This is a genomic window from Pseudomonas sp. CCC3.1 (assembly GCF_034347405.1).
GTDB lineage: Bacteria > Pseudomonadota > Gammaproteobacteria > Pseudomonadales > Pseudomonadaceae > Aquipseudomonas.
This window is the reverse complement of sequence record NZ_CP133778.1, coordinates 1,844,698-1,863,469: the sequence shown is the minus strand read 5'-3', so window position 1 is coordinate 1,863,469 and position 18,772 is coordinate 1,844,698. Positions and strand designations below refer to the sequence as shown.

Below are 18,772 nucleotides of genomic sequence, written 5' to 3'. Positions count from 1 at the left end.
AGTGCCCCACTCAACGCTGAGGCGACAAAAACCAGTCAGGGTTCTCGGCCGCTCAACACAGGTACTTGGATGCCCGCCCATCTCACACCGCCTGCGGTGAAAGTTGCTGGGTCAACATATGTTTGAGCAAGGCGCGGTACGCAATCGTGCCACGGCTTTTGGTGTCGAACTGCGAAGGTGTCAGCCCTGCCCGGCTCGCATCACGCAAACGCGTGTCGACCGGAATAAAGCCTTGCCACAGCGTTTCGGGGTGCGAGTCACGCAACACCCGCAAGGTGCTCATTGAGGCTTGGGTACGGCGATCGAACAAGGTCGGCACGATGCAGAACGGCAACGCCTGCTGGCGCGAGCGGTTGATCATCGCCAGGGTATTGACCATGCGCTCCAGCCCCATCAGCGCCAGGTGTTCGGTTTGCACCGGGATCACCAACTGCTGACTGGCCGCCAATGCATTGACCATCAGCACACCCAGCAAGGGCGGACTGTCGATGATCGCGTAGTCGTAGTCTTGCCACAGTTGGGCCAAGGCACGGGCGATCACCAGCCCCAAACCGCTTTGCCCCGGCGATTGGCGCTCCAGGGTGGCCAGCGCAGTGCTGGCCGGCAACAAGGCAATCTGCTCGTTGCTGGTGGGCAACAGCAGTTGCGCGGTCAGGCCTTCCGGTACCTGGCCCTTGTGCAAAAACAGGTCGTAATTACTGTGTTCAAGGGCGTCCGGGTCATAACCGAAATAACTGGTCATGGAACCGTGCGGGTCGAGATCGACCACGACCACGCGCTTGCCCGCCTCAGCCAGCAAACCGGCCAGTGCGATGGATGTGGTGGTCTTGCCGACTCCACCTTTTTGATTAGCTACTGCCCAGACTCTCATTCAGTTGTTCCTCCCGGCTGTACTGTGCCGGCCGAGAATTGACATGCACTTATAGGGACGGTGACGGGGAATTGACACCATTCCCACGAACCAGCGGCGTTGTATGCGGCGGTGCAGTTTGTGTGCCAGCCCGCTTCAGGGCCGCATCCGGTGTTGCCTTGGCGGTACCGCTGCCCGTCAGACTGCGGCGTACTTCCAGATTGCGGGACACCACCAGCACCACTCGACGGTTAAGCGCACGCCCCTCGGGCGTGGCGTTATTGGCCACCGGCTGAAACTCGCCGTACCCCACCGACGCCATGCGTGCAGGGTTCACACCTTGCATCGCCATCATGCGCACAATGCTGGCCGAACGCGCCGAGGACAGCTCCCAGTTGGTGGGATATTGCACCGTGCGGATCGGCAAATTATCCGTAAACCCTTCGACATGAATCGGGTTGTCAAAAGGCTTCAGGATCGCCGCCACCTTGTCGATGATGCTGAACGCCAGATCGCTGGGCATCGCATCGCCACTGCCGAACAGCAGGCTGGAATTGAGTTCGATCTCGACCCACAACTCGTTGCCGCTCACGGTCATCTGGTGGGAGGCAATCAAATCGCCAAAGCTTTGGGTAATGTCATTGGCAATGGCTTTAAGCGGGTCATCCGGAATCTGTCCCAGGCCGGCATCCGTCTGTTCACTGTCTTTGATCAGCGGCTCGGCAGGCTTGCTGGTCAGCGGCCGTTCTTCGCCTATCGGAATGGGCTTGATGCTGCGCTCGCTGTCGTTGAACACCCCGACCAGCGCCTGGGAAACCACCTTGTATTTGCCTTCATTGATCGACGAAATCGAGTACATGACCACAAAAAAAGCAAACAGCAAGGTGATGAAGTCCGCGTAGGACACCAGCCAGCGTTCGTGATTGACGTGCTCTTCGACAGCGCGACGACGACGGCTCATGGTTATCCCGTAAACCCTTGAAGCTTGAGTTCGATGGCCCGCGGGTTCTCGCCTTCGGCAATGGAGAGGATGCCTTCGAGCAGCATTTCGCGGTACAGCGATTGCCGCGTGGCAATGCCCTTGAGCTTGCTGGCAACCGGCAGCAACACCAGGTTGGCACTGGCCACCCCGTAAATGGTTGCGACAAAGGCCACGGCAATCCCGCTGCCCAACTGGGTCGGGTCTGCCAGGTTGCCCATCACATGAATCAAGCCCATGACGGCACCAATGATGCCGATGGTGGGCGCATAGCCGCCCATGCATTCAAAGACTTTGGCCGCTTCGATGTCGCGGCTTTCCTGGGTCATGTAATCGACCTCCAGCACGCTGCGAATGGCCTCGGGCTCAACCCCGTCGACCAGCAACTGCAAGCCTTTGCGCGCATAACTGTCGGGCTCGGCGTCGGCCACGCCTTCAAGCCCGAGCAAGCCTTCCTTGCGCGCCGTGAGGCTCCAGTTGACGACCCGGTCGACGCCGCCAGCCATGTCGATATGCGGCGGAAACAGAATCCAGCCCACGGTCTGTATGGCCCGCTTGAAGGCGCTCATGGGGGACTGCAACAAAGCCGCGCCGATAGTCCCGCCGAGTACGATCAGCGCTGCCGGACCGTTAGCCAGGGCGCCAAAATGCCCGCCTTCCAGATAGTTGCCGCCAATAATCGCGACAAAGGCCATGATGATTCCGATCAGGCTGAGGACGTCCATTAATGGCAGGCCTCGATCAGATGCCGACCCATGTCGTCGAGGCTGTATACCGCGTCCGCCAGACCGGCTTTAACAATGGCCATCGGCATGCCGTAAATCACACAGCTCGCTTCATCTTGCGCCCACACCTGACTGCCGCCCTGTTTGAGCAGACGCGCGCCCTCGCGGCCGTCCGCGCCCATGCCCGTCAAAACCACCGCCAAAACTTTGTCACCATAAGACTTGGCCGCAGAGCCGAAGGTGATATCGACACACGGCTTGTAGTTCAAACGCTCATCGCCTGGCAGGATCCTGACCGTGCCTCGGCCGTCGATCATCATTTGCTTGCCGCCAGGGGCCAGCAACGCCAGACCTGGACGCAAGGTGTCACCGTCTTCAGCCTCTTTGACGCTGATGCGGCACAGTTTGTCCAGACGCTCGGCAAACGCTTTGGTGAACGCCGCTGGCATGTGCTGCACCAGCACGATAGGCGCCGGAAAGTTACCCGGCAATTGGGTCAGTACCCGCTGCAACGCCACCGGGCCGCCCGTCGAGGTGCCAATGGCCAGCAGCTTGTAGGGCTTTCGTTTAGGCGCGGGTGAATGGGCGACTGGCGCCGGTGCCGCGCGGCTGGCAATCGGTGGGATCCGCACAGGCGCTGGCGCGGGAGCTGGCGCCGCAAAACCACCGAGCGCCGGACGACTGACCGGCGCAGGTGCTGGAACAGGCACTGGCGTCGGCGCGTTGTAGCTGGGCACGCGACGATTGCTGCGCGAAATGCTGTGTACTTTTTCGCACAGCATTTGTTTGACTTTGTCGGGGTTGCGCGAGATGTCTTCGAAGTTTTTCGGCAGGAAGTCCACGGCCCCAGCGTCCAGCGCATCGAGTGTTACCCGGGCGCCTTCGTGGGTCAGCGAAGAAAACATCAACACCGGCGTCGGACAGCGCTGCATGATGTGGCGCACAGCGGTGATGCCGTCCATCAACGGCATTTCGTAGTCCATGGTGATGACGTCAGGCTTGAGCAGCAGCGCCTGATCAATGGCTTCCTTGCCATTGGTGGCGGTGCCGATCACCTGAATCGTCGGGTCAGCGGACAGAATTTCCGAGACACGGCGGCGGAAAAAACCAGAATCGTCCACCACCAGGACCTTGACTACCATAAACACTCCGTTAGGCGGCTTGGGGCACCAGCGCCCCGCGCAACCAGAATCAAATACGCCGAGAGGCGTAGTGCTTGAGCATGCTCGGCACATCCAGGATCAAGGCAATACGACCGTCACCGGTAATGGTGGCGCCTGACATGCCAGGCGTGCCCTGAAGCATTTTGCCCAACGGTTTGATGACCACTTCTTCCTGGCCAACCAGTTGATCAACCACAAAGCCGATGCGCTGGGTGCCCACCGACAGAATCACCACATGCCCTTCGCGCTGTTCTTCATGTACCGCCGAAGCCACCAGCCAACGCTTGAGGTAGAACAACGGCAGCGCTTTATCGCGCACGATCACCACTTCCTGGCCATCGACCACGTTGGTACGCGACAAGTCCAGGTGAAAGATTTCGTTGACGTTGACCAGCGGAAAAGCAAACGCCTGATTGCCCAGCATCACCATCAGCGTCGGCATGATCGCCAGGGTCAGCGGCACCTTGATCACAATCTTCGAGCCCTTGCCCAGGGTCGACTCAATGGCCAGCGAACCGTTGAGCTGGGCGATTTTGGTTTTCACCACGTCCATGCCCACGCCACGGCCAGACACGTCGGAAATCTCGGTTTTGGTCGAGAAACCAGGCGCAAAAATCAGGTTGTAGCAGTCGTTCTCGCTCAGGCGGTCGGCGGCGTCTTTGTCCATCAAGCCTTTTTTGACAGCAATGGCGCGCAGCACATTGGCGTCCATGCCTTTGCCGTCATCCGAGATCGACAGCAGAATATGGTCGCCTTCCTGCTCGGCCGACAGAATCACTCGCCCGCAACGCTGCTTGCCAGCGGCTTCACGTTCTTCCGGGGTTTCGCAGCCATGGTCGACCGCGTTACGCACCAAGTGCACCAACGGATCGGCCAGCGCCTCGACCAGGTTTTTGTCGAGGTCGGTTTCTTCGCCCACCAGTTCCAGGCTGATTTCTTTTTTCAGTTGGCGCGCCAAATCGCGAACCAGACGCGGGAAGCGACCGAAGACTTTTTTGATCGGCTGCATCCGGGTCTTCATCACCGAGGTTTGCAAGTCGGCGGTGACCACATCCAGGTTTGACAGTGCCTTGGCCATGGCTTCGTCGTGACTGTTGAGCCCCAGGCGCACCAGACGATTACGCACCAGCACCAGCTCACCCACCATGTTCATGATTTCGTCGAGCCGTGCGGTATCGACCCGCACAGTGGTTTCGGCCTCGGAGGCGGTCGGTTTTTCCGCGGGAGGAGCCGTTGCACGGGCTGGCGCAGAACGCGGTGCTGCAGCGCTGGCGTCGGGCTTACTCGCGACTGGCGCGGCAACCGCCGCTGGCGTCGAGGCTATCGCCGCCGCAACAGCCGGGCTTTGGGCCGAGAACTTGCCTTTGCCGTGCAGTTCGTCGAGCAACGCTTCAAATTCGTGATCGCTGATGTGATCCGGGTGGGTCTGCGGGGCCAGCTCAGTCGGCCCGGCAGCCACCTCTGCTGGCGCCGTTGCAACGGCGTCGAGGGCATCGGCACTGAACGAGCCCTTGCCATGCAACTGATCGAGCAAGGCTTCAAATTCGTCGTCAGTGATTTCATTGCTGGCCGCCACCGGCTCAGCCGGGGCAACACCCGGCGTGGCACGGGAAACGGCATCCGGGGAGAACTGCCCCTTGCCATGCAATTGGTCGAGCAATGACTCGAACTCGGCATCGCTGATTTCGTCATTGAGCGAGGCGACGTCAGTGGCCTGAGCCCCTTCTGCGGCGTCGGCCTTGACGGCATTCAACGAGTCGAGCAGCAGCTCAAATTCGTTGTCGGTGATGTCGACGATGTCGTTGCTTGGCGTGGCCGCCGCTACCGCTGCCACCGGCTCCGGTACAGCTGGCGCCTGGGTCGCAGCGGGTTCGGCCAGTCGTGCCAGCGCCGCCAGCAGCGCCGGAGTGGCCGCAGTGATCGGGCTGCGCTCGCGCACTTGCGCAAACATTGCGTTGACCGCGTCCAGCGCCTCAAGCACCACGTCCATCAGCTCCGAGTCGACGCCGCGCTCACCCTTGCGCAAGATGTCGAAGACGTTTTCGGCAATGTGGCAGCACTCGACCAGCTCATTGAGCTGAAGGAAACCGGCGCCCCCTTTTACAGTGTGAAATCCGCGAAAAATAGCATTGAGCAAGTCGGCATCATCCGGTCGGCTTTCCAGCTCGACCAGTTGTTCGGACAGCAACTCTAAAATTTCGCCGGCTTCAACCAGAAAATCCTGAAGGATTTCTTCATCGGCGCCGAAGCTCATGTACGTGCTCCTTGAAGTAGGGACTTTCAGCGCCGGACAACTGCGCCCGCACGCCTACTCAAGACCTAGAAACCTAAACTGGACAACAAATCGTCAACATCATCCTGGCCGGATACGACGTCACTACGCTTATCGGCATGAATCTGCGGACCTTCACCCTTAGCCGGGTTTTTTTGCGCATTATTTTCAGCACGCAGCGCATCGCGGTCATGTTCGATCCCGGCGAAACGATCTACCTGACTGGCCATCAGCACCAGTTTGAGCAAATTGCGCTCAACGTCCGTGACCAACTGCGTGACGCGCTTGATCACCTGACCCGTGAGGTCCTGGTAATCCTGGGCCAGCAGAATGTCAGTCAGATTACTGGAGACAATCTGCTGCTCGGCTTCGCTTCGCGTCAAAAAACTGTCAACCCGATGGGCCAGCTCACGGAACTCTTGTGCACCGACTTCACGGCGCATGAAGCGCCCCCAGTCAGCACTCAAGGCTTTGGCTTCCTGACCCAGACCATTGACCAGCGGCGTACAGTTCTCGACCAGATCCATGGTTCGATTGGCGGCGGCTTCGGTCAGCTTTACAACATAAGCCAAACGTTCAGTGGCATCCGTGATCTGCGACACTTCTTCGGCGCGCGGCATGGTCGGATCAATATGAAAATCGACTATTGCGCTGTGTAATTCGCGCGTCAGCTTGCCGACTTCCCGGTACAGGCCGCGATCTCGGGTCTGGTTGAGCTCATGAATCAATTGCACGGCGTCGCCAAACTGGCCCTTTTCGAGGCTTTCGACCAGTTCGTGAGCATGTTTTTTGAGGGTCGACTCAAACTCGCCCGTTGTTGAATCTTTCTGCTCCATTGCGCCCCCCAGGGAACCGTTCAACCGATGCGTTCGAAGATCTTTTCGATCTTGTCTTTGAGTGCGATAGCGGTGAACGGCTTGACCACATAGCCGTTCACGCCGGCTTGGGCGGCTTCAATGATCTGCTCACGCTTGGCTTCGGCAGTCACCATCAGCACGGGCAAATGCTTGAGTTTTTCGTCCGCTCGCACATGGCGCAGCAGTTCGATACCGGTCATGCCAGGCATGTTCCAGTCCGTCACCAAAAAGTCGATGTGACCCAGATTGAGGATCGGAAGCGCAGTCGTGCCGTCATCCGCCTCGACCGTGTTGGTGAACCCGAGGTCACGCAACAGGTTTTTAATGATCCGCCTCATCGTTGAAAAGTCATCAACGATGAGGATTTTCATATTCTTGTCCAATTCGACCTCCAAGCAGTCTTAAACGCACTTCATCTCTGAAGGCGCCATTCAATCAATTCGGCATTCATTACCTGTAGGAGCGAGCTTGCCTCGCGATCTTTTGCTTTTAAAGATCAAAAGATCGCGAGGCAAGCTCGCTCCTACAGGGAAACTACGTGATCAGTGCGCTCGCCACTGCCCCAGACGCGCTCGCAATCGTGCGGCGCACTGGCTGTGCAACTGGCTGACGCGCGACTCGCTCACCCCCAGCACCTCACCGATTTCCTTGAGGTTGAGCTCTTCGTCGTAGTACAGCGCCAGCACCAGCCGTTCGCGCTCCGGCAACAAGCTGATCGCTTCGGCCAGCGCGGCCTGAAAGCGTTCATCCTCCAGGTCTCGCGATGGCTCAAGATGAGCACTGGCGCCATCCTCGTGCAGCCCTTCGTGTTCGCCGTCCTGCAACAGGTCGTCGAAACTGAACAGGCGGCTGCCCAGGGTGTCGTTCAAGATGGCGTAATAATCATCAAGACTTAACTTAAGTTCGGCCGCAACTTCGTGATCTTTAGCGTCACACCCGGTTTTAGCTTCAATTACCCGAATGGCGTCACTGACCATGCGTGTGTTGCGGTGCACCGAACGCGGCGCCCAGTCACCCTTGCGCACTTCATCGAGCATGGCGCCACGGATGCGGATACCCGCGTAGGTCTCAAAACTCGCGCCCTTGGTGGCGTCGTATTTGCTCGACACTTCAAGCAGGCCGATCATGCCCGCCTGGATCAGGTCGTCGACCTGCACGCTGGCGGGCAAACGCGCCAGCAGGTGATACGCAATGCGCTTGACCAGCGGCGCGTAGCGCTCAATCAGCTCATATTGGCTGTCACGCGACGGCTTGCTGTACATGCGATAGCCGCTGGCAGTCATTAGACCCGTCCCCCACCCGCTTGCTGTACCAAGCGCTCGACAAAAAATTCCAGATGACCCCGCGGATTAGCCGGCAGCGGCCAGGTGTCCACCTTCTGGGCAATGGCCTTGAACGCCAGCGAACACTTGGAACGCGGGAAGGCTTCGTACACCGCACGCTGCTTTTGCACAGCCTTGCGTACACATTCGTCGTAGGGCACGGCGCCGACGTATTGCAGGGCCACGTCCAGGAAGCGGTCAGTCACTTTGGTCAGTTTGGCGAACAGGTTGCGCCCTTCCTGAGGGCTCTGGGCCATGTTCGCCAGAACCCGGAAGCGGTTCATGCCGTAGTCACGGTTGAGCAGCTTGATCAAGGCATAGGCATCGGTGATCGAGGTCGGCTCGTCGCACACCACGAGCAGCACTTCCTGGGCGGCGCGCACAAAACTCACCACCGATTCGCCAATCCCGGCGGCGGTGTCGATGACCAGCACATCCAGGTTATCGCTCAGATCGCTGAAGGCCTGAATCAGACCGGCGTGTTGCGCGGGGCTCAGGTGCACCATGCTCTGGGTGCCCGAAGCTGCTGGCACGATGCGGATCCCGCCGGGGCCCTGGAGCAAGACATCACGCAGCTCACAACGCCCCTCGACCACATCGGCCAGGGTAAATTTGGGGGTCAGTCCCAGCAGGACATCGACATTCGCCAACCCGAGGTCGGCGTCCATCAACATGACGCGCCGACCCATTTCGGCCAATGCGATGGACAAATTGACTGACACGTTAGTTTTACCGACGCCACCCTTGCCGCCGGTCACTGCGATCACCTGTACGGGATGCATGCTGCCCATGATCTTTTTTTACCTTGTCTTACTTAGACGCGGCTACAGAGACTGCTGCGTGTTCCCCAGGAACAACACCGTGCAGACCATCAATGTAGGTACATTGCAACGTAATCATCACTGCCTCAGCCAACCCGTTTGGGCGGGCTGTGGTAGATATCAGCGAACATATCGGCCATGGCTTCTTCGCTGGGTTCTTCCTGCATTTGCACGCTGACGGCCCGGCTCACCAATTGGTGACGACGCGGCAAGTGGAGATCGTCGGGGATCCGTGGACCGTCCGTGAGATACGCCACCGGCAGCGCGTGCCCGATTGCCAGGCTCAACACCTCGCCCAGACTCGCCGTTTCATCCAGCTTGGTCAGAATGCAACCCGCCAGCCCGCAGCGCTTGTAACTGAGATAAGCCGCCGCCAGCACTTGTTTCTGGCTGGTCGTGGCCAGCACCAGGTAGTTGCGCGCCTTGATCCCGCGCCCCGCGAGGCTGTCGAGTTGCAGGCGTAATGCCGGGTCGCTGGCTTGCAGGCCTGCGGTATCAACCAGCACCACGCGCTTGCGCACCAGCGGCTCAAGGGTTTGGCCCAACGACTGGCCGGGGGCCACGTGGGTCACCGGTACATTCAGAATGCGCCCCAGGGTTTTAAGCTGCTCCTGGGCGCCGATACGAAAGCTGTCCATGCTCACCAATGCGATATTTTGCGCGCCGTACTTGAGTACATAGCGCGCCGCCAGCTTAGCCAGCGTTGTGGTTTTGCCCATGCCTGCGGGACCGACCATCGCGATCACACCGCCCTCTTCCAGCGGCTCCAGCTCCGGGGTTGTAATCATGCGCGCCAGGTACGCCAGCAACATCCGCCAGGCCTGACGCGGCTCATCTATCTGGGCCACTTGCGCCAACAAATCGCGTGACAACGGACCGGACAATCCGATGCGCTGCAAACGGCGCCACAAGTTGGCCTGTTCGGGCCTTGAGCCTTGCAGCTGGTTCCAGGCCAGCGAGCCCAGTTGCACTTCGAGCAACTCGCGCAGGCCATTGAGCTCATTGCGCATGTTGTCGAAAGCACGCTGGTCAATCGACGGCGCAGGCGCGGCCAGCGGGCGCGGAGGCTCAACCAGCGTGGGCTCAATCAACGGTTCGGCGGCAGTCAGCGGCAAGCCTGCGAACAACTGACGGCTGGCCTCGGCATCGCCCTCGCCGCGCAAACTCAACTCAGCCTGGGCCGACACAATCTTCGATTGGGTCTTGCGCAGCTCTTCTTCCAGTTCAACGTTCGGCACCCTGGGGGCCAGCGCGGACAATTTGTAGTCCAGGGCCGCAGTCAGCTCAACCCCGCCAGCGATCCGGCGATTGCCAATAATGGCGGCATCAGCCCCCAACTCGTCACGAATGAGTTTCATGGCCTGACGCATGTCGGCGGCGAAAAATCGCTTCACTTGCATAAATCAAACCCTCAGCCGTTAGGGCCAACTGTCGCAACGATCGTCACTTGCTTGTTGTCAGGAATTTCCTGGTACGCCAGCACGTGCAGGTTCGGCACCGCCAAACGGCCAAACCGCGAAAGCATCGCGCGTACCGGGCCGGCCACCAGCAGGATCACTGGATTGCCTTGCATTTCCTGACGCTGAGCCGCGTCGATCAACGAACGCTGAAGCTTTTCAGCCATGCTGGGCTCCAGCAAAACACCGTCTTCCTGACCTTGACCTGCCTTCTGCAAACTATTGAGCAATATTTGTTCCAACCTGGGCTCCAAGGTGATCACAGGCAGCTCAGACTCAACGCCGACAATGCTTTGCACGATGGCGCGGGACAAGCCGACCCGCACAGCGGCAACCAAAGCGGCAGTATCTTGACTCTTATGGGCATTGTTCGCGACCGCCTCGGCAATGCTGCGTATATCGCGTACCGGCACCTGTTCGGCCAGCAGCGCCTGCAAGACCTTGAGCAACTGCGACAGGCTCAAGACGCCGGGCACCAACTCTTCGGCCAATTTAGGTGAAGACTTGGCCAGCAACTGCATCAATTGCTGGACTTCTTCATGGCCAATCAACTCATGGGAGTGCTTGTACAGAATCTGATTCAGGTGCGTCGCCACGACCGTACTGGCATCGACCACTGTGTAGCCCAGCGATTGCGCCTGACTGCGCTGGCTGACTTCGATCCACACCGCTTCCAGGCCAAAGGCCGGGTCTTTGGCGGTAATCCCGTTAAGGGTGCCGAACACCTGCCCGGGGTTAATCGCCAGCTCGCGGTCCGGGTAAATCTCGGCCTCGGCCAGAATCACCCCCATCAGGGTCAGGCGGTAAGCGCTGGGCGCCAAATCGAGGTTGTCGCGGATGTGCACGGTCGGCATCAGAAAGCCCAAGTCCTGGGACAGCTTTTTACGCACACCCTTAATCCGCGCCAGCAACTGCCCACCCTGATTGCGGTCCACCAGCGGGATCAGGCGATAGCCCACTTCCAGCCCGATCATGTCGATGGGCGTGACGTCATCCCAACCCAGCTCTTTGGTTTCCTGAGCGCGGGCTGGCGAAGGCAGCAGCTCTTGCTGGCGCTGCACCTCTTGCAGGGCCTGCACCTTGACCACGTTCTGTTTTTTCCACATCAGGTAAGCAGCACCACCGGCAACAGCGGCCAGGCTGAGAAACGAGAAGTGCGGCATGCCCGGCACAATGCCCATCACGGCCATCAAGCCAGCCGATACCGCCAGCGCCTTGGGCGAGGCGAACATCTGACGATTGATCTGCTTGCCCATGTCTTCGGAGCCCGAAGCACGGGTCACCATGATCGCGGCGGCAGTCGACAACAGCAGCGACGGCAATTGCGCCACCAGACCGTCACCGATGGTCAGCAAGGCGTACACCTTACCGGCTTCGCTGAAACTCATGCCGTGCTGGAAAATACCCACCGCCATGCCGCCGATCAGGTTGATAAACAGAATCAACAGACCGGCGATAGCGTCACCGCGCACGAACTTGCTGGCACCGTCCATAGAGCCGTAGAACTCAGCCTCTTGGGCGACTTCCTGGCGGCGCAGCTTGGCCTGGTTTTGATCGATCAAGCCGGCGTTAAGGTCAGCGTCGATTGCCATTTGCTTGCCGGGCATGGCGTCAAGGGTGAAACGCGCGCTGACCTCGGAAATACGCCCGGCACCTTTGGTCACCACCACAAAGTTGATGATCATCAAAATCGCGAACACCACGATACCGACCACGTAGTTGCCGCCGATCACCACCTCACCGAATGCCTGAATCACCTTACCGGCAGCGGCGTGGCCCTCTTGACCGTGGAGCATCACCACTCGGGTTGAAGCCACGTTGAGCGCCAGGCGCATGAGCGTCGCGACCAGCAAGATGGTCGGGAACACCGCGAAATCAAGGGGCCGCAGCGCGTAGACGCACACCAGCAACACCACGATCGACAGCGCAATGTTGAAGGTAAAAAACACATCCAGCAGGAATGCCGGGATGGGCAGCATCATCATTGCCAGCATCACCAGCAGCAACAGCGGCACGCCTAACTGCCCCTGACCCAAACCGGCCAGACCGTTGCGTGCGGTGTTGATTAACTGAGAGCGATCCAATGACATGCCTAAACCTTTAGCAAACTTTTGACGCCAGATGCGCCGTGAGGCCTGCCACTGCAAGAAGCCTTCCAACTTTGGCAAGTGGCCATACACGAACCGCTTAGCCGTTGCCGAACGATGGTAAATCCTGAGAACCCGATTTAATTGAAGGACGGCGACAGTCTGCTTGCGACGGCTACGCAGCCATCGCGCAGCTACATTTATGTACTCAATGGCACTTTTAACAACGACGTGTAGCCGCTGCCGAAGGCTGCGATCTGGCGCGCCAGCGGCAGTGCTTTTTAATGGTTTACGTACATATCCGTTGGATGTATGAAGGCTTTTTACGGGTTCCGCCCTTACGGCGGCTCACTTTTGGCAAACAGCCCCAAAAGTAAGCAAAAGGTCCTTGCCCCCACGTACGGCCATCGCTGCGCTCAGGTTCCCTCGCTCCGGTCCCGCTCCGTGGGCACGCTGCGACGGGCCTTCCATGGCCCAGCGCAGCTCTCCCGGCATCCATGCCGGTCAACCCACTACGCGAAACCTACACTCGGCCTCCCGAAGGGGCGGGTAGATCAAGATCAAAAAACCAGATCAAAAACCAGATCAAAAACCAGATCACATGCCAGATCAAAACCGGGGTCACGGCTGGCTGGCCTGCACGCTAATTCCAGCGCCATTCACCCAAATCAATCACCAGGCACGCGCTGCTGCTGGACCCAAACACTACGTCTATCTTGCGATTGGGCTCGTAGCGTTCTGACCCGCGCCCACCTATCAAAATTTCACCACAACGCTGATCACGTGTATGGGGATTGTCTTCCCACACCGGCACGCTGTCCAACTGCAACTGGCGCACCAGTTTGTAAAGGATGAAACTGCGCACGCAGCGCCCATTGATGCCCTCAAAACTCAACGATTTGCGCAAAAACGACAGAATGGAATCACGCTCTTTGTAGCAGCGTTCCATGATTGCCCCGTAATACTGCTCGCGACCACAGCTGTGCGGCACTGTGGGCAGCGAAATCACCGCCAGCAAATTTGAGCCCTCAGTGCTGAACCCCACGATGTGGCGGCCCTTCAACTGATCCAGCCAAAAGATCGCAAACGTACCGTCAAGCGCAGGAAACTTCGGGAATAACCCCTCAAGGTCAACATGGGCGCTGTCTCGCGTATCGCTCAACGCACAGGTTCTGACCGAACCGTCGGGAATAAGGGTTAACTCGATAGACATCGCGCATCTCCGTTGCCTGCACACACCAAAATGACACTCGCTGTCATCAGTTAAGCAGGTTTACGAAAAGCCTCTACTGTCAGAAATAACAGTCCACGACCCAATAGCTACCGCTTATCAGGTCGATGCGTCCGGCCGCGGCCCTCACTATTCATCGCGCCGTAAATCCGGCGGAATCGGTACATCTTTCAGCGGATCAGGCCGTTTGCCCTTCCCCGCCTGGTGCTGACGAATCTGATACACGTACGCCAATACCTGCGCCACGGCCAGGTACAAGCCCGCCGGGATTTCCTGTTCAAGCTCGGTGGAGTGGTAGATCGAGCGCGCCAGCGCCGGGGACTCCAACAGCAGGATGTTGTGCTTGGCGCCGATTTCTCGAATCTTCAGCGCCAGAAAGTCGCTGCCTTTGGCCAGCAACATCGGCGCCCCGCCCTTCTCCGGGTCGTATTTGAGGGCCACGGCGTAATGCGTCGGGTTGGTGATGATGACGTCTGCGTCCGGGATGGCGCTCATCATGCGGCGCTGGGACATTTCGCGCTGCACCTGACGAATACGCTGTTTAACCTCAGGTCGACCTTCCTGGTCTTTGTGTTCGTCGCGGATTTCCTGCTTGGTCATCAGCAGTTTTTTGTGGCTTTCCCAGAGCTGCACGGGCACGTCGACGGCGGCGATCAGGATCAAGCCGCAGGCCATCCATAAAGCGCTCCAGCCGACCACTTGCAGGCTGTGGATCACCGCCAGCTCCAGGGGCTCATGGGCGATGCGCAGCAGGTCGTCGATGTCGGATTTCAACACCAGCAACGCCACGATCAGGATGATGAAAAACTTGGCCAGCGCCTTGAGCAGTTCAACCAGGGCCTTGGCCGAGAACATGCGCTTGATCCCCGCCGCCGGGTTCATGCGGCTGAATTTGGGCGCCAGGCTGCCCGCGGCAAACAACCAGCCGCCAAGGGCGATGGGCCCCACGATGGCAGCGATCAACAAAGTGATCAGCACCGGCTGTACGGCGATCAGGGCGACTTTGCCCGAGTGCAGTAGATACGCGCCCATGGAGTCGGTGTTAAGCAGTGTTTCGCGGCTGATGCTGAAGTTGTAGCGCATCAGCTCCATCATGTCTTCGGCCAGAGCGCCGCCAAATATCAGGAGTCCGGCTGAGCCCGCCAGCATGATGGCCAAGGTGTTGAGTTCTTTAGAGCGTGCGATTTCGCCCTTTTCCCTGGAGTCTTTTTTTCGTTTCTCCGTGGGGTCTTCTGTTTTATCGGCACCGCTCTCACTTTCTGCCATGGCTATTTCGCCTGTGCCAGTTCACGTAAAAACTGCAAAGCCTCGGAGGCCAGCGGTTGATACTGATTGAGGATGTCGGCCATGCCGATCCACAAGATCACCATGCCCAGCACCAAGGTCAGCGGAAAACCAATGGCGAAGATATTCAGTTGCGGCGCGGCGCGGGTCATGACGCCAAAGGCGATGTTGACCACCAGCAAAGCGGTGATGGCAGGCAATACCAGCAGCAATGCGGCCCCCAGCACCCAGCCCAGTTTGTTGGCGATTTCCCAATAGTGGTTGGTCAGCAGCCCGCCACCGACCGGCAAGGTGGTGAAGCTTTCGGTGAGCACTTCAAACACCACCAGATGCCCGTTCATGGACAAGAACAGCAGGCTCACCAGCATGGTGAAGAACTGCCCGATCACGGCCACGTTGACGCCGTTGGCCGGGTCGACCATGGACGCGAAGCCCATGCCCATCTGGATCGCGACGATTTGCCCGGCCACCACGAACGCCTGGAAAAACAGCTGCAATGAGAACCCAAGCAACGCACCGATGATGATTTGTTCGGCAATCAGCATCAGCCCGCTGAGGTCCAGCGGGTTGACTGTGGGCAGCGGCGGCAGGCTGGGCAGGATCGCTAGGGTGATCGCCAACGACAGAAACAGCTTGATGCGCTTGGGCACCAGGGTCGTGCCGATGATCGGCATGGTGGTCAGCAGTGCGCCTACCCGGAACAGCGGCAGCATAAAGCTGGCGACCCAGGTACTGATCTGCGCGTCCGTCAGGGCCAGCAGCGACATTTAGCCGATCAACTGCGGAATGCTGCCGTACAACTGCAGGATGTATTCCATAAAGGTTTGCACCAACCAGGGTCCGGCCACGATCAAGGTGATCAGCATCACCAGCAAACGCGGCAAAAAGCTCAGGGTCTGTTCGTTGATTTGGGTGGCCGCCTGAAACATCGCCACCAGCAACCCCACCAGCAAACTGGGGATCACCAGCACCGCAACCATCATCGTGGTCAGCCACAACGCACTGCGAAACAGGTCAACCGCGACTTCTGGGGTCATGGTTCAGACTCCGCCGAAACTGCTGGCCAGGGTGCCGATAATCAGCGCCCAACCATCGACCAATACAAACAGCATGATTTTGAACGGCAACGAGATGATCAGCGGCGAGAGCATCATCATGCCCATGGCCATCAGCACACTGGCCACGACCAGGTCGATGATCAGGAACGGGATGAAGATCATGAAGCCGATCTGGAACGCGGTTTTCAGCTCGGAGGTGACAAACGCCGGCACCAGAATGGTCAGCGGCGCCGCGTCGGGCGTCGGGATGTCTGTGCGCTTGGACAAACGCATAAACAGCTCAAGGTCGCTGGTGCGGGTCTGCGCCAGCATAAAATCCTTGATCGGGCCTTCGGCTTTGAGAATCGCGTCCTGGGCCGTGAGTTTTTCCGCGAGGTACGGTTGCAAGGCGTTTTGATTCACCTTGTCGAACACCGGCGCCATGATGAACATCGTCAAGAACAGCGCCATGCCGGTCAGGATCTGGTTGGACGGGGTTTGTTGCAGGCCCAGCGCCTGACGCAAGATCGAGAACACGATGATGATCCGCGTAAAGCTGGTCATCAGCATCACGAACGCCGGGATAAAGCTCAGGGCGGTCATGATCAGCAAAATTTGCAGGCTGACCGAATACTCTTGCTGGCCGTTGGCCCCGGTGCCCAGGGTGATCGCCGGAATCGACAGCGGGTCAGCCCCGAATGCTGCAGGTGCGAGCAACGCCAACAACAGCGCAACAACTAAACGCATTACGGCTTGTCCTTTTGCTGACCGAGTATTTCCATCAATCGCTTGGCGAACTCCGGGGTTGCCGGCTCTGAGTTGCCCGGCACCGAGACAGGCTCTTTGAGCACGTGCAGCGGCGTGATACGGCCCGGTGTAAGGCCAAGCAGGATTTGCTCATTGCCCACTTGCACCAGCACCAGTCGGTCACGCGTGCCCAGCGCCCGTGAGCCGATCAACTCAATAACCTGCCCGTGGCGCGGCCCGGTTTGCTGAACCCGGCGCAGCAGCCAGGCCAAGGCAAAGATCAACCCCAGCACCAGCAACAAGCCCAGCACCAATTGCGTCAACTGCCCACCCAGGCTGCTGCCAGCCACCGGCGCAACGGCCGTGGCTGCGCTGGTCACCGGTTCTGCCGCCAGCACGCTCAAAGGTAACGCCAGGAAACCGCCGAGAACCCATTTCATTCAGCGAAGCTTCTTGATGCGTTCGCTTGGGCTGATCACGTCGGTCAGACGGATGCCAAACTTTTCGTTGACCACGACCACTTCACCATGAGCAATCAAGGTGCCGTTGACCAGCACGTCCAGCGGCTCACCGGCCAGACGATCCAGCTCGATCACCGAGCCCTGGTTGAGTTGCAGCAGGTTGCGAATGTTGATGTCGGTGCTGCCCACTTCCATGGAGATCGACACCGGAATGTCCAGAATCACGTCCAGGTTGGGACCGTCCAGCGAGACCGGGTCGTTATTGCGCGGCACGCTGCCGAACTCTTCCATCGGCAAACGATTGGAAGCAGGCTTTTTGGCAGCATCGGCGGCCAGCAGTGCGTCAATATCGGCCTGGCCAACATCGCCGGTTTCTTCCAGCGCTGCTGCCCATTCATCAGCCAGCGCCTGGTCAGCAGCAGTTGTATCGTGTTCGTTAGCCATCGGGTGTCCTCGGCGAGCAGTGAATCATTAGCACAGCAAATATGTGTGGCCCAGCGCTTAGCGCCGAACGATGGGCTCGACCACTTGCAAGGCAAGGTTGCCTTTGTGCGAGCCCAGTTTGACCTTGAAGGCGGGCACGCCATTGGCGCGCATCACCAATTCGTCCTGCAATTCGATCGGGATCACGTCCCCAGGCGCCATGTGCAAAATATCGCGCAGGCGCAATTGACGCCGGGCGACGGTGGCGCTCAACGGCACGCTGACGTCCAGCACGTCTTCGCGCAGGGCCTTGCTCCAGCGTTCGTCTTGATCGTCCAGATCGGACTGGAAACCGGCATCGAGCATTTCACGCACGGGCTCGATCATCGAATACGGCATGGTCACGTGCAGGTCGCCGCCACCGCCATCGAGTTCGATGTGAAAGGTCGAGACCACAATGGCTTCGCTAGGGCCGACGATGTTGGCCATGGCCGGGTTCACTTCCGAGTTGATGTACTCGAAATTGACCTCCATGATCGCCTGCCAGGCTTCCTTCAAGTCGATGAAGGCTTGCTCCAGCACCATGCGCACAACCCGCAACTCAGTGGGGGTGAATTCGCGGCCTTCGATCTTGGCGTGACGGCCGTCGCCGCCGAAGAAGTTGTCCACCAGCTTGAACACCAGCTTGGCGTCGAGGATGAACAGCGCGGTGCCGCGCAACGGCTTGATCTTGACCAGATTGAGGCTGGTGGGCACGTACAGCGAGTGCACGTACTCGCCGAACTTCATCACTTGCACCCCGCCCACTGCCACGTCGGCCGAGCGGCGCAGCATGTTGAACATGCTGATGCGGGTGTAACGGGCGAAACGCTCGTTGATCATTTCCAGGGTCGGCATGCGGCCCCGGACAATCCGGTCCTGACTGGTCAGGTCGTAACTTTTGACGCTACCGGGCTCGGCGGCGGCTTCGGCCTGTACCAGACCGTCATCGACGCCATGCAACAGCGCGTCAATTTCATCCTGGGACAGCAGGTCTTGCACGGCCATGTCGTGGTC

General features: G+C 59.1%; 19 protein-coding genes. All 19 read right to left on the bottom strand.

The genetic code is table 11. The features are described from left to right. Positions 1-82: 82 nt before the first annotated feature. Positions 83-871, bottom strand: a complete 789-nt coding sequence (locus tag RHM56_RS08415; RefSeq protein WP_322240399.1) for a ParA family protein — start codon at positions 869-871, stop codon at positions 83-85. A gap of 49 nt (positions 872-920) precedes the next feature. Then, complete coding sequence (gene motD / locus RHM56_RS08410; RefSeq protein ID WP_322240396.1) at positions 921-1,811, bottom strand: flagellar motor protein MotD; 891 nt, start codon at positions 1,809-1,811, stop codon at positions 921-923. 2 nt (positions 1,812-1,813) lie between these two features. Further along, the gene (locus tag RHM56_RS08405) at positions 1,814-2,554 is read right to left on the bottom strand and encodes a flagellar motor protein (RefSeq protein ID WP_322240394.1); all 741 of its coding nucleotides are present in this window, start codon (positions 2,552-2,554) and stop codon (positions 1,814-1,816) included. Then, positions 2,554-3,696: a chemotaxis response regulator protein-glutamate methylesterase gene (locus RHM56_RS08400; RefSeq protein ID WP_322240392.1), complete on the bottom strand. Its 1,143-nt coding sequence runs from the start codon at positions 3,694-3,696 to the stop codon at positions 2,554-2,556. Before RHM56_RS08400 ends, RHM56_RS08405 begins: the two co-directional genes overlap by 1 nt. Before the next feature lie 49 nt (positions 3,697-3,745). Beyond that, complete coding sequence (locus RHM56_RS08395) at positions 3,746-5,971, bottom strand: chemotaxis protein CheA (RefSeq protein ID WP_322240389.1); 2,226 nt, start codon at positions 5,969-5,971, stop codon at positions 3,746-3,748. Between the two features lie 65 nt (positions 5,972-6,036). Beyond that, on the bottom strand, positions 6,037-6,825 hold the full coding sequence (locus RHM56_RS08390) for a protein phosphatase CheZ (RefSeq protein WP_322240386.1): 789 nt from the start codon (positions 6,823-6,825) through the stop codon (positions 6,037-6,039). A gap of 20 nt (positions 6,826-6,845) precedes the next feature. Next, positions 6,846-7,217, bottom strand: coding sequence for a chemotaxis response regulator CheY (locus RHM56_RS08385; protein WP_162939305.1), 372 nt, complete (start codon positions 7,215-7,217; stop codon positions 6,846-6,848). Positions 7,218-7,388: 171 nt separating this feature from the next. Continuing rightward, positions 7,389-8,129, bottom strand: coding sequence for an RNA polymerase sigma factor FliA (gene fliA, locus RHM56_RS08380; protein ID WP_019411572.1), 741 nt, complete (start codon positions 8,127-8,129; stop codon positions 7,389-7,391). After that, positions 8,129-8,959 (bottom strand): flagellar synthesis regulator FleN, encoded by an 831-nt coding sequence (gene fleN, locus RHM56_RS08375; RefSeq protein ID WP_019411573.1) that lies wholly within the window; start codon positions 8,957-8,959, stop codon positions 8,129-8,131. The genes fliA and fleN overlap by 1 nt, the downstream gene beginning before the upstream one ends. 116 nt (positions 8,960-9,075) lie before the next feature. After that, a complete protein-coding gene (gene flhF / locus RHM56_RS08370; protein WP_322240381.1) occupies positions 9,076-10,389 on the bottom strand; it encodes a flagellar biosynthesis protein FlhF in 1,314 nt (437 codons plus the stop codon). Positions 10,390-10,400: 11 nt separating this feature from the next. Then, a complete protein-coding gene (gene flhA / locus RHM56_RS08365; RefSeq protein WP_322241731.1) occupies positions 10,401-12,530 on the bottom strand; it encodes a flagellar biosynthesis protein FlhA in 2,130 nt (709 codons plus the stop codon). Between the two features lie 646 nt (positions 12,531-13,176). After that, a complete protein-coding gene (locus RHM56_RS08360; RefSeq protein ID WP_322240379.1) occupies positions 13,177-13,746 on the bottom strand; it encodes a hypothetical protein in 570 nt (189 codons plus the stop codon). A 147-nt stretch (positions 13,747-13,893) separates the two neighbouring features. Then, on the bottom strand, positions 13,894-15,030 hold the full coding sequence (flhB, locus tag RHM56_RS08355; RefSeq protein ID WP_322240376.1) for a flagellar biosynthesis protein FlhB: 1,137 nt from the start codon (positions 15,028-15,030) through the stop codon (positions 13,894-13,896). Between the two features lie 2 nt (positions 15,031-15,032). Beyond that, positions 15,033-15,815 carry a flagellar biosynthetic protein FliR gene (gene fliR / locus RHM56_RS08350; protein WP_019409961.1) on the bottom strand — a complete coding sequence of 261 codons (783 nt, stop codon included), beginning with the start codon at positions 15,813-15,815 and terminating at the stop codon, positions 15,033-15,035. Continuing rightward, a complete protein-coding gene (fliQ, locus tag RHM56_RS08345; RefSeq protein ID WP_019409960.1) occupies positions 15,816-16,085 on the bottom strand; it encodes a flagellar biosynthesis protein FliQ in 270 nt (89 codons plus the stop codon). Positions 16,086-16,088: 3 nt separating this feature from the next. Further along, on the bottom strand, positions 16,089-16,832 hold the full coding sequence (gene fliP, locus RHM56_RS08340; protein WP_322240373.1) for a flagellar type III secretion system pore protein FliP: 744 nt from the start codon (positions 16,830-16,832) through the stop codon (positions 16,089-16,091). Continuing rightward, complete coding sequence (gene fliO, locus RHM56_RS08335) at positions 16,832-17,272, bottom strand: flagellar biosynthetic protein FliO (RefSeq protein WP_322240370.1); 441 nt, start codon at positions 17,270-17,272, stop codon at positions 16,832-16,834. Before fliO ends, fliP begins: the two co-directional genes overlap by 1 nt. After that, positions 17,273-17,737, bottom strand: a complete 465-nt coding sequence (fliN, locus tag RHM56_RS08330; RefSeq protein WP_322240368.1) for a flagellar motor switch protein FliN — start codon at positions 17,735-17,737, stop codon at positions 17,273-17,275. It abuts the gene before it with no gap. Between the two features lie 57 nt (positions 17,738-17,794). Continuing rightward, positions 17,795-18,763: a flagellar motor switch protein FliM gene (gene fliM / locus RHM56_RS08325; RefSeq protein ID WP_322240366.1), complete on the bottom strand. Its 969-nt coding sequence runs from the start codon at positions 18,761-18,763 to the stop codon at positions 17,795-17,797. Positions 18,764-18,772: the final 9 nt, after the last annotated feature.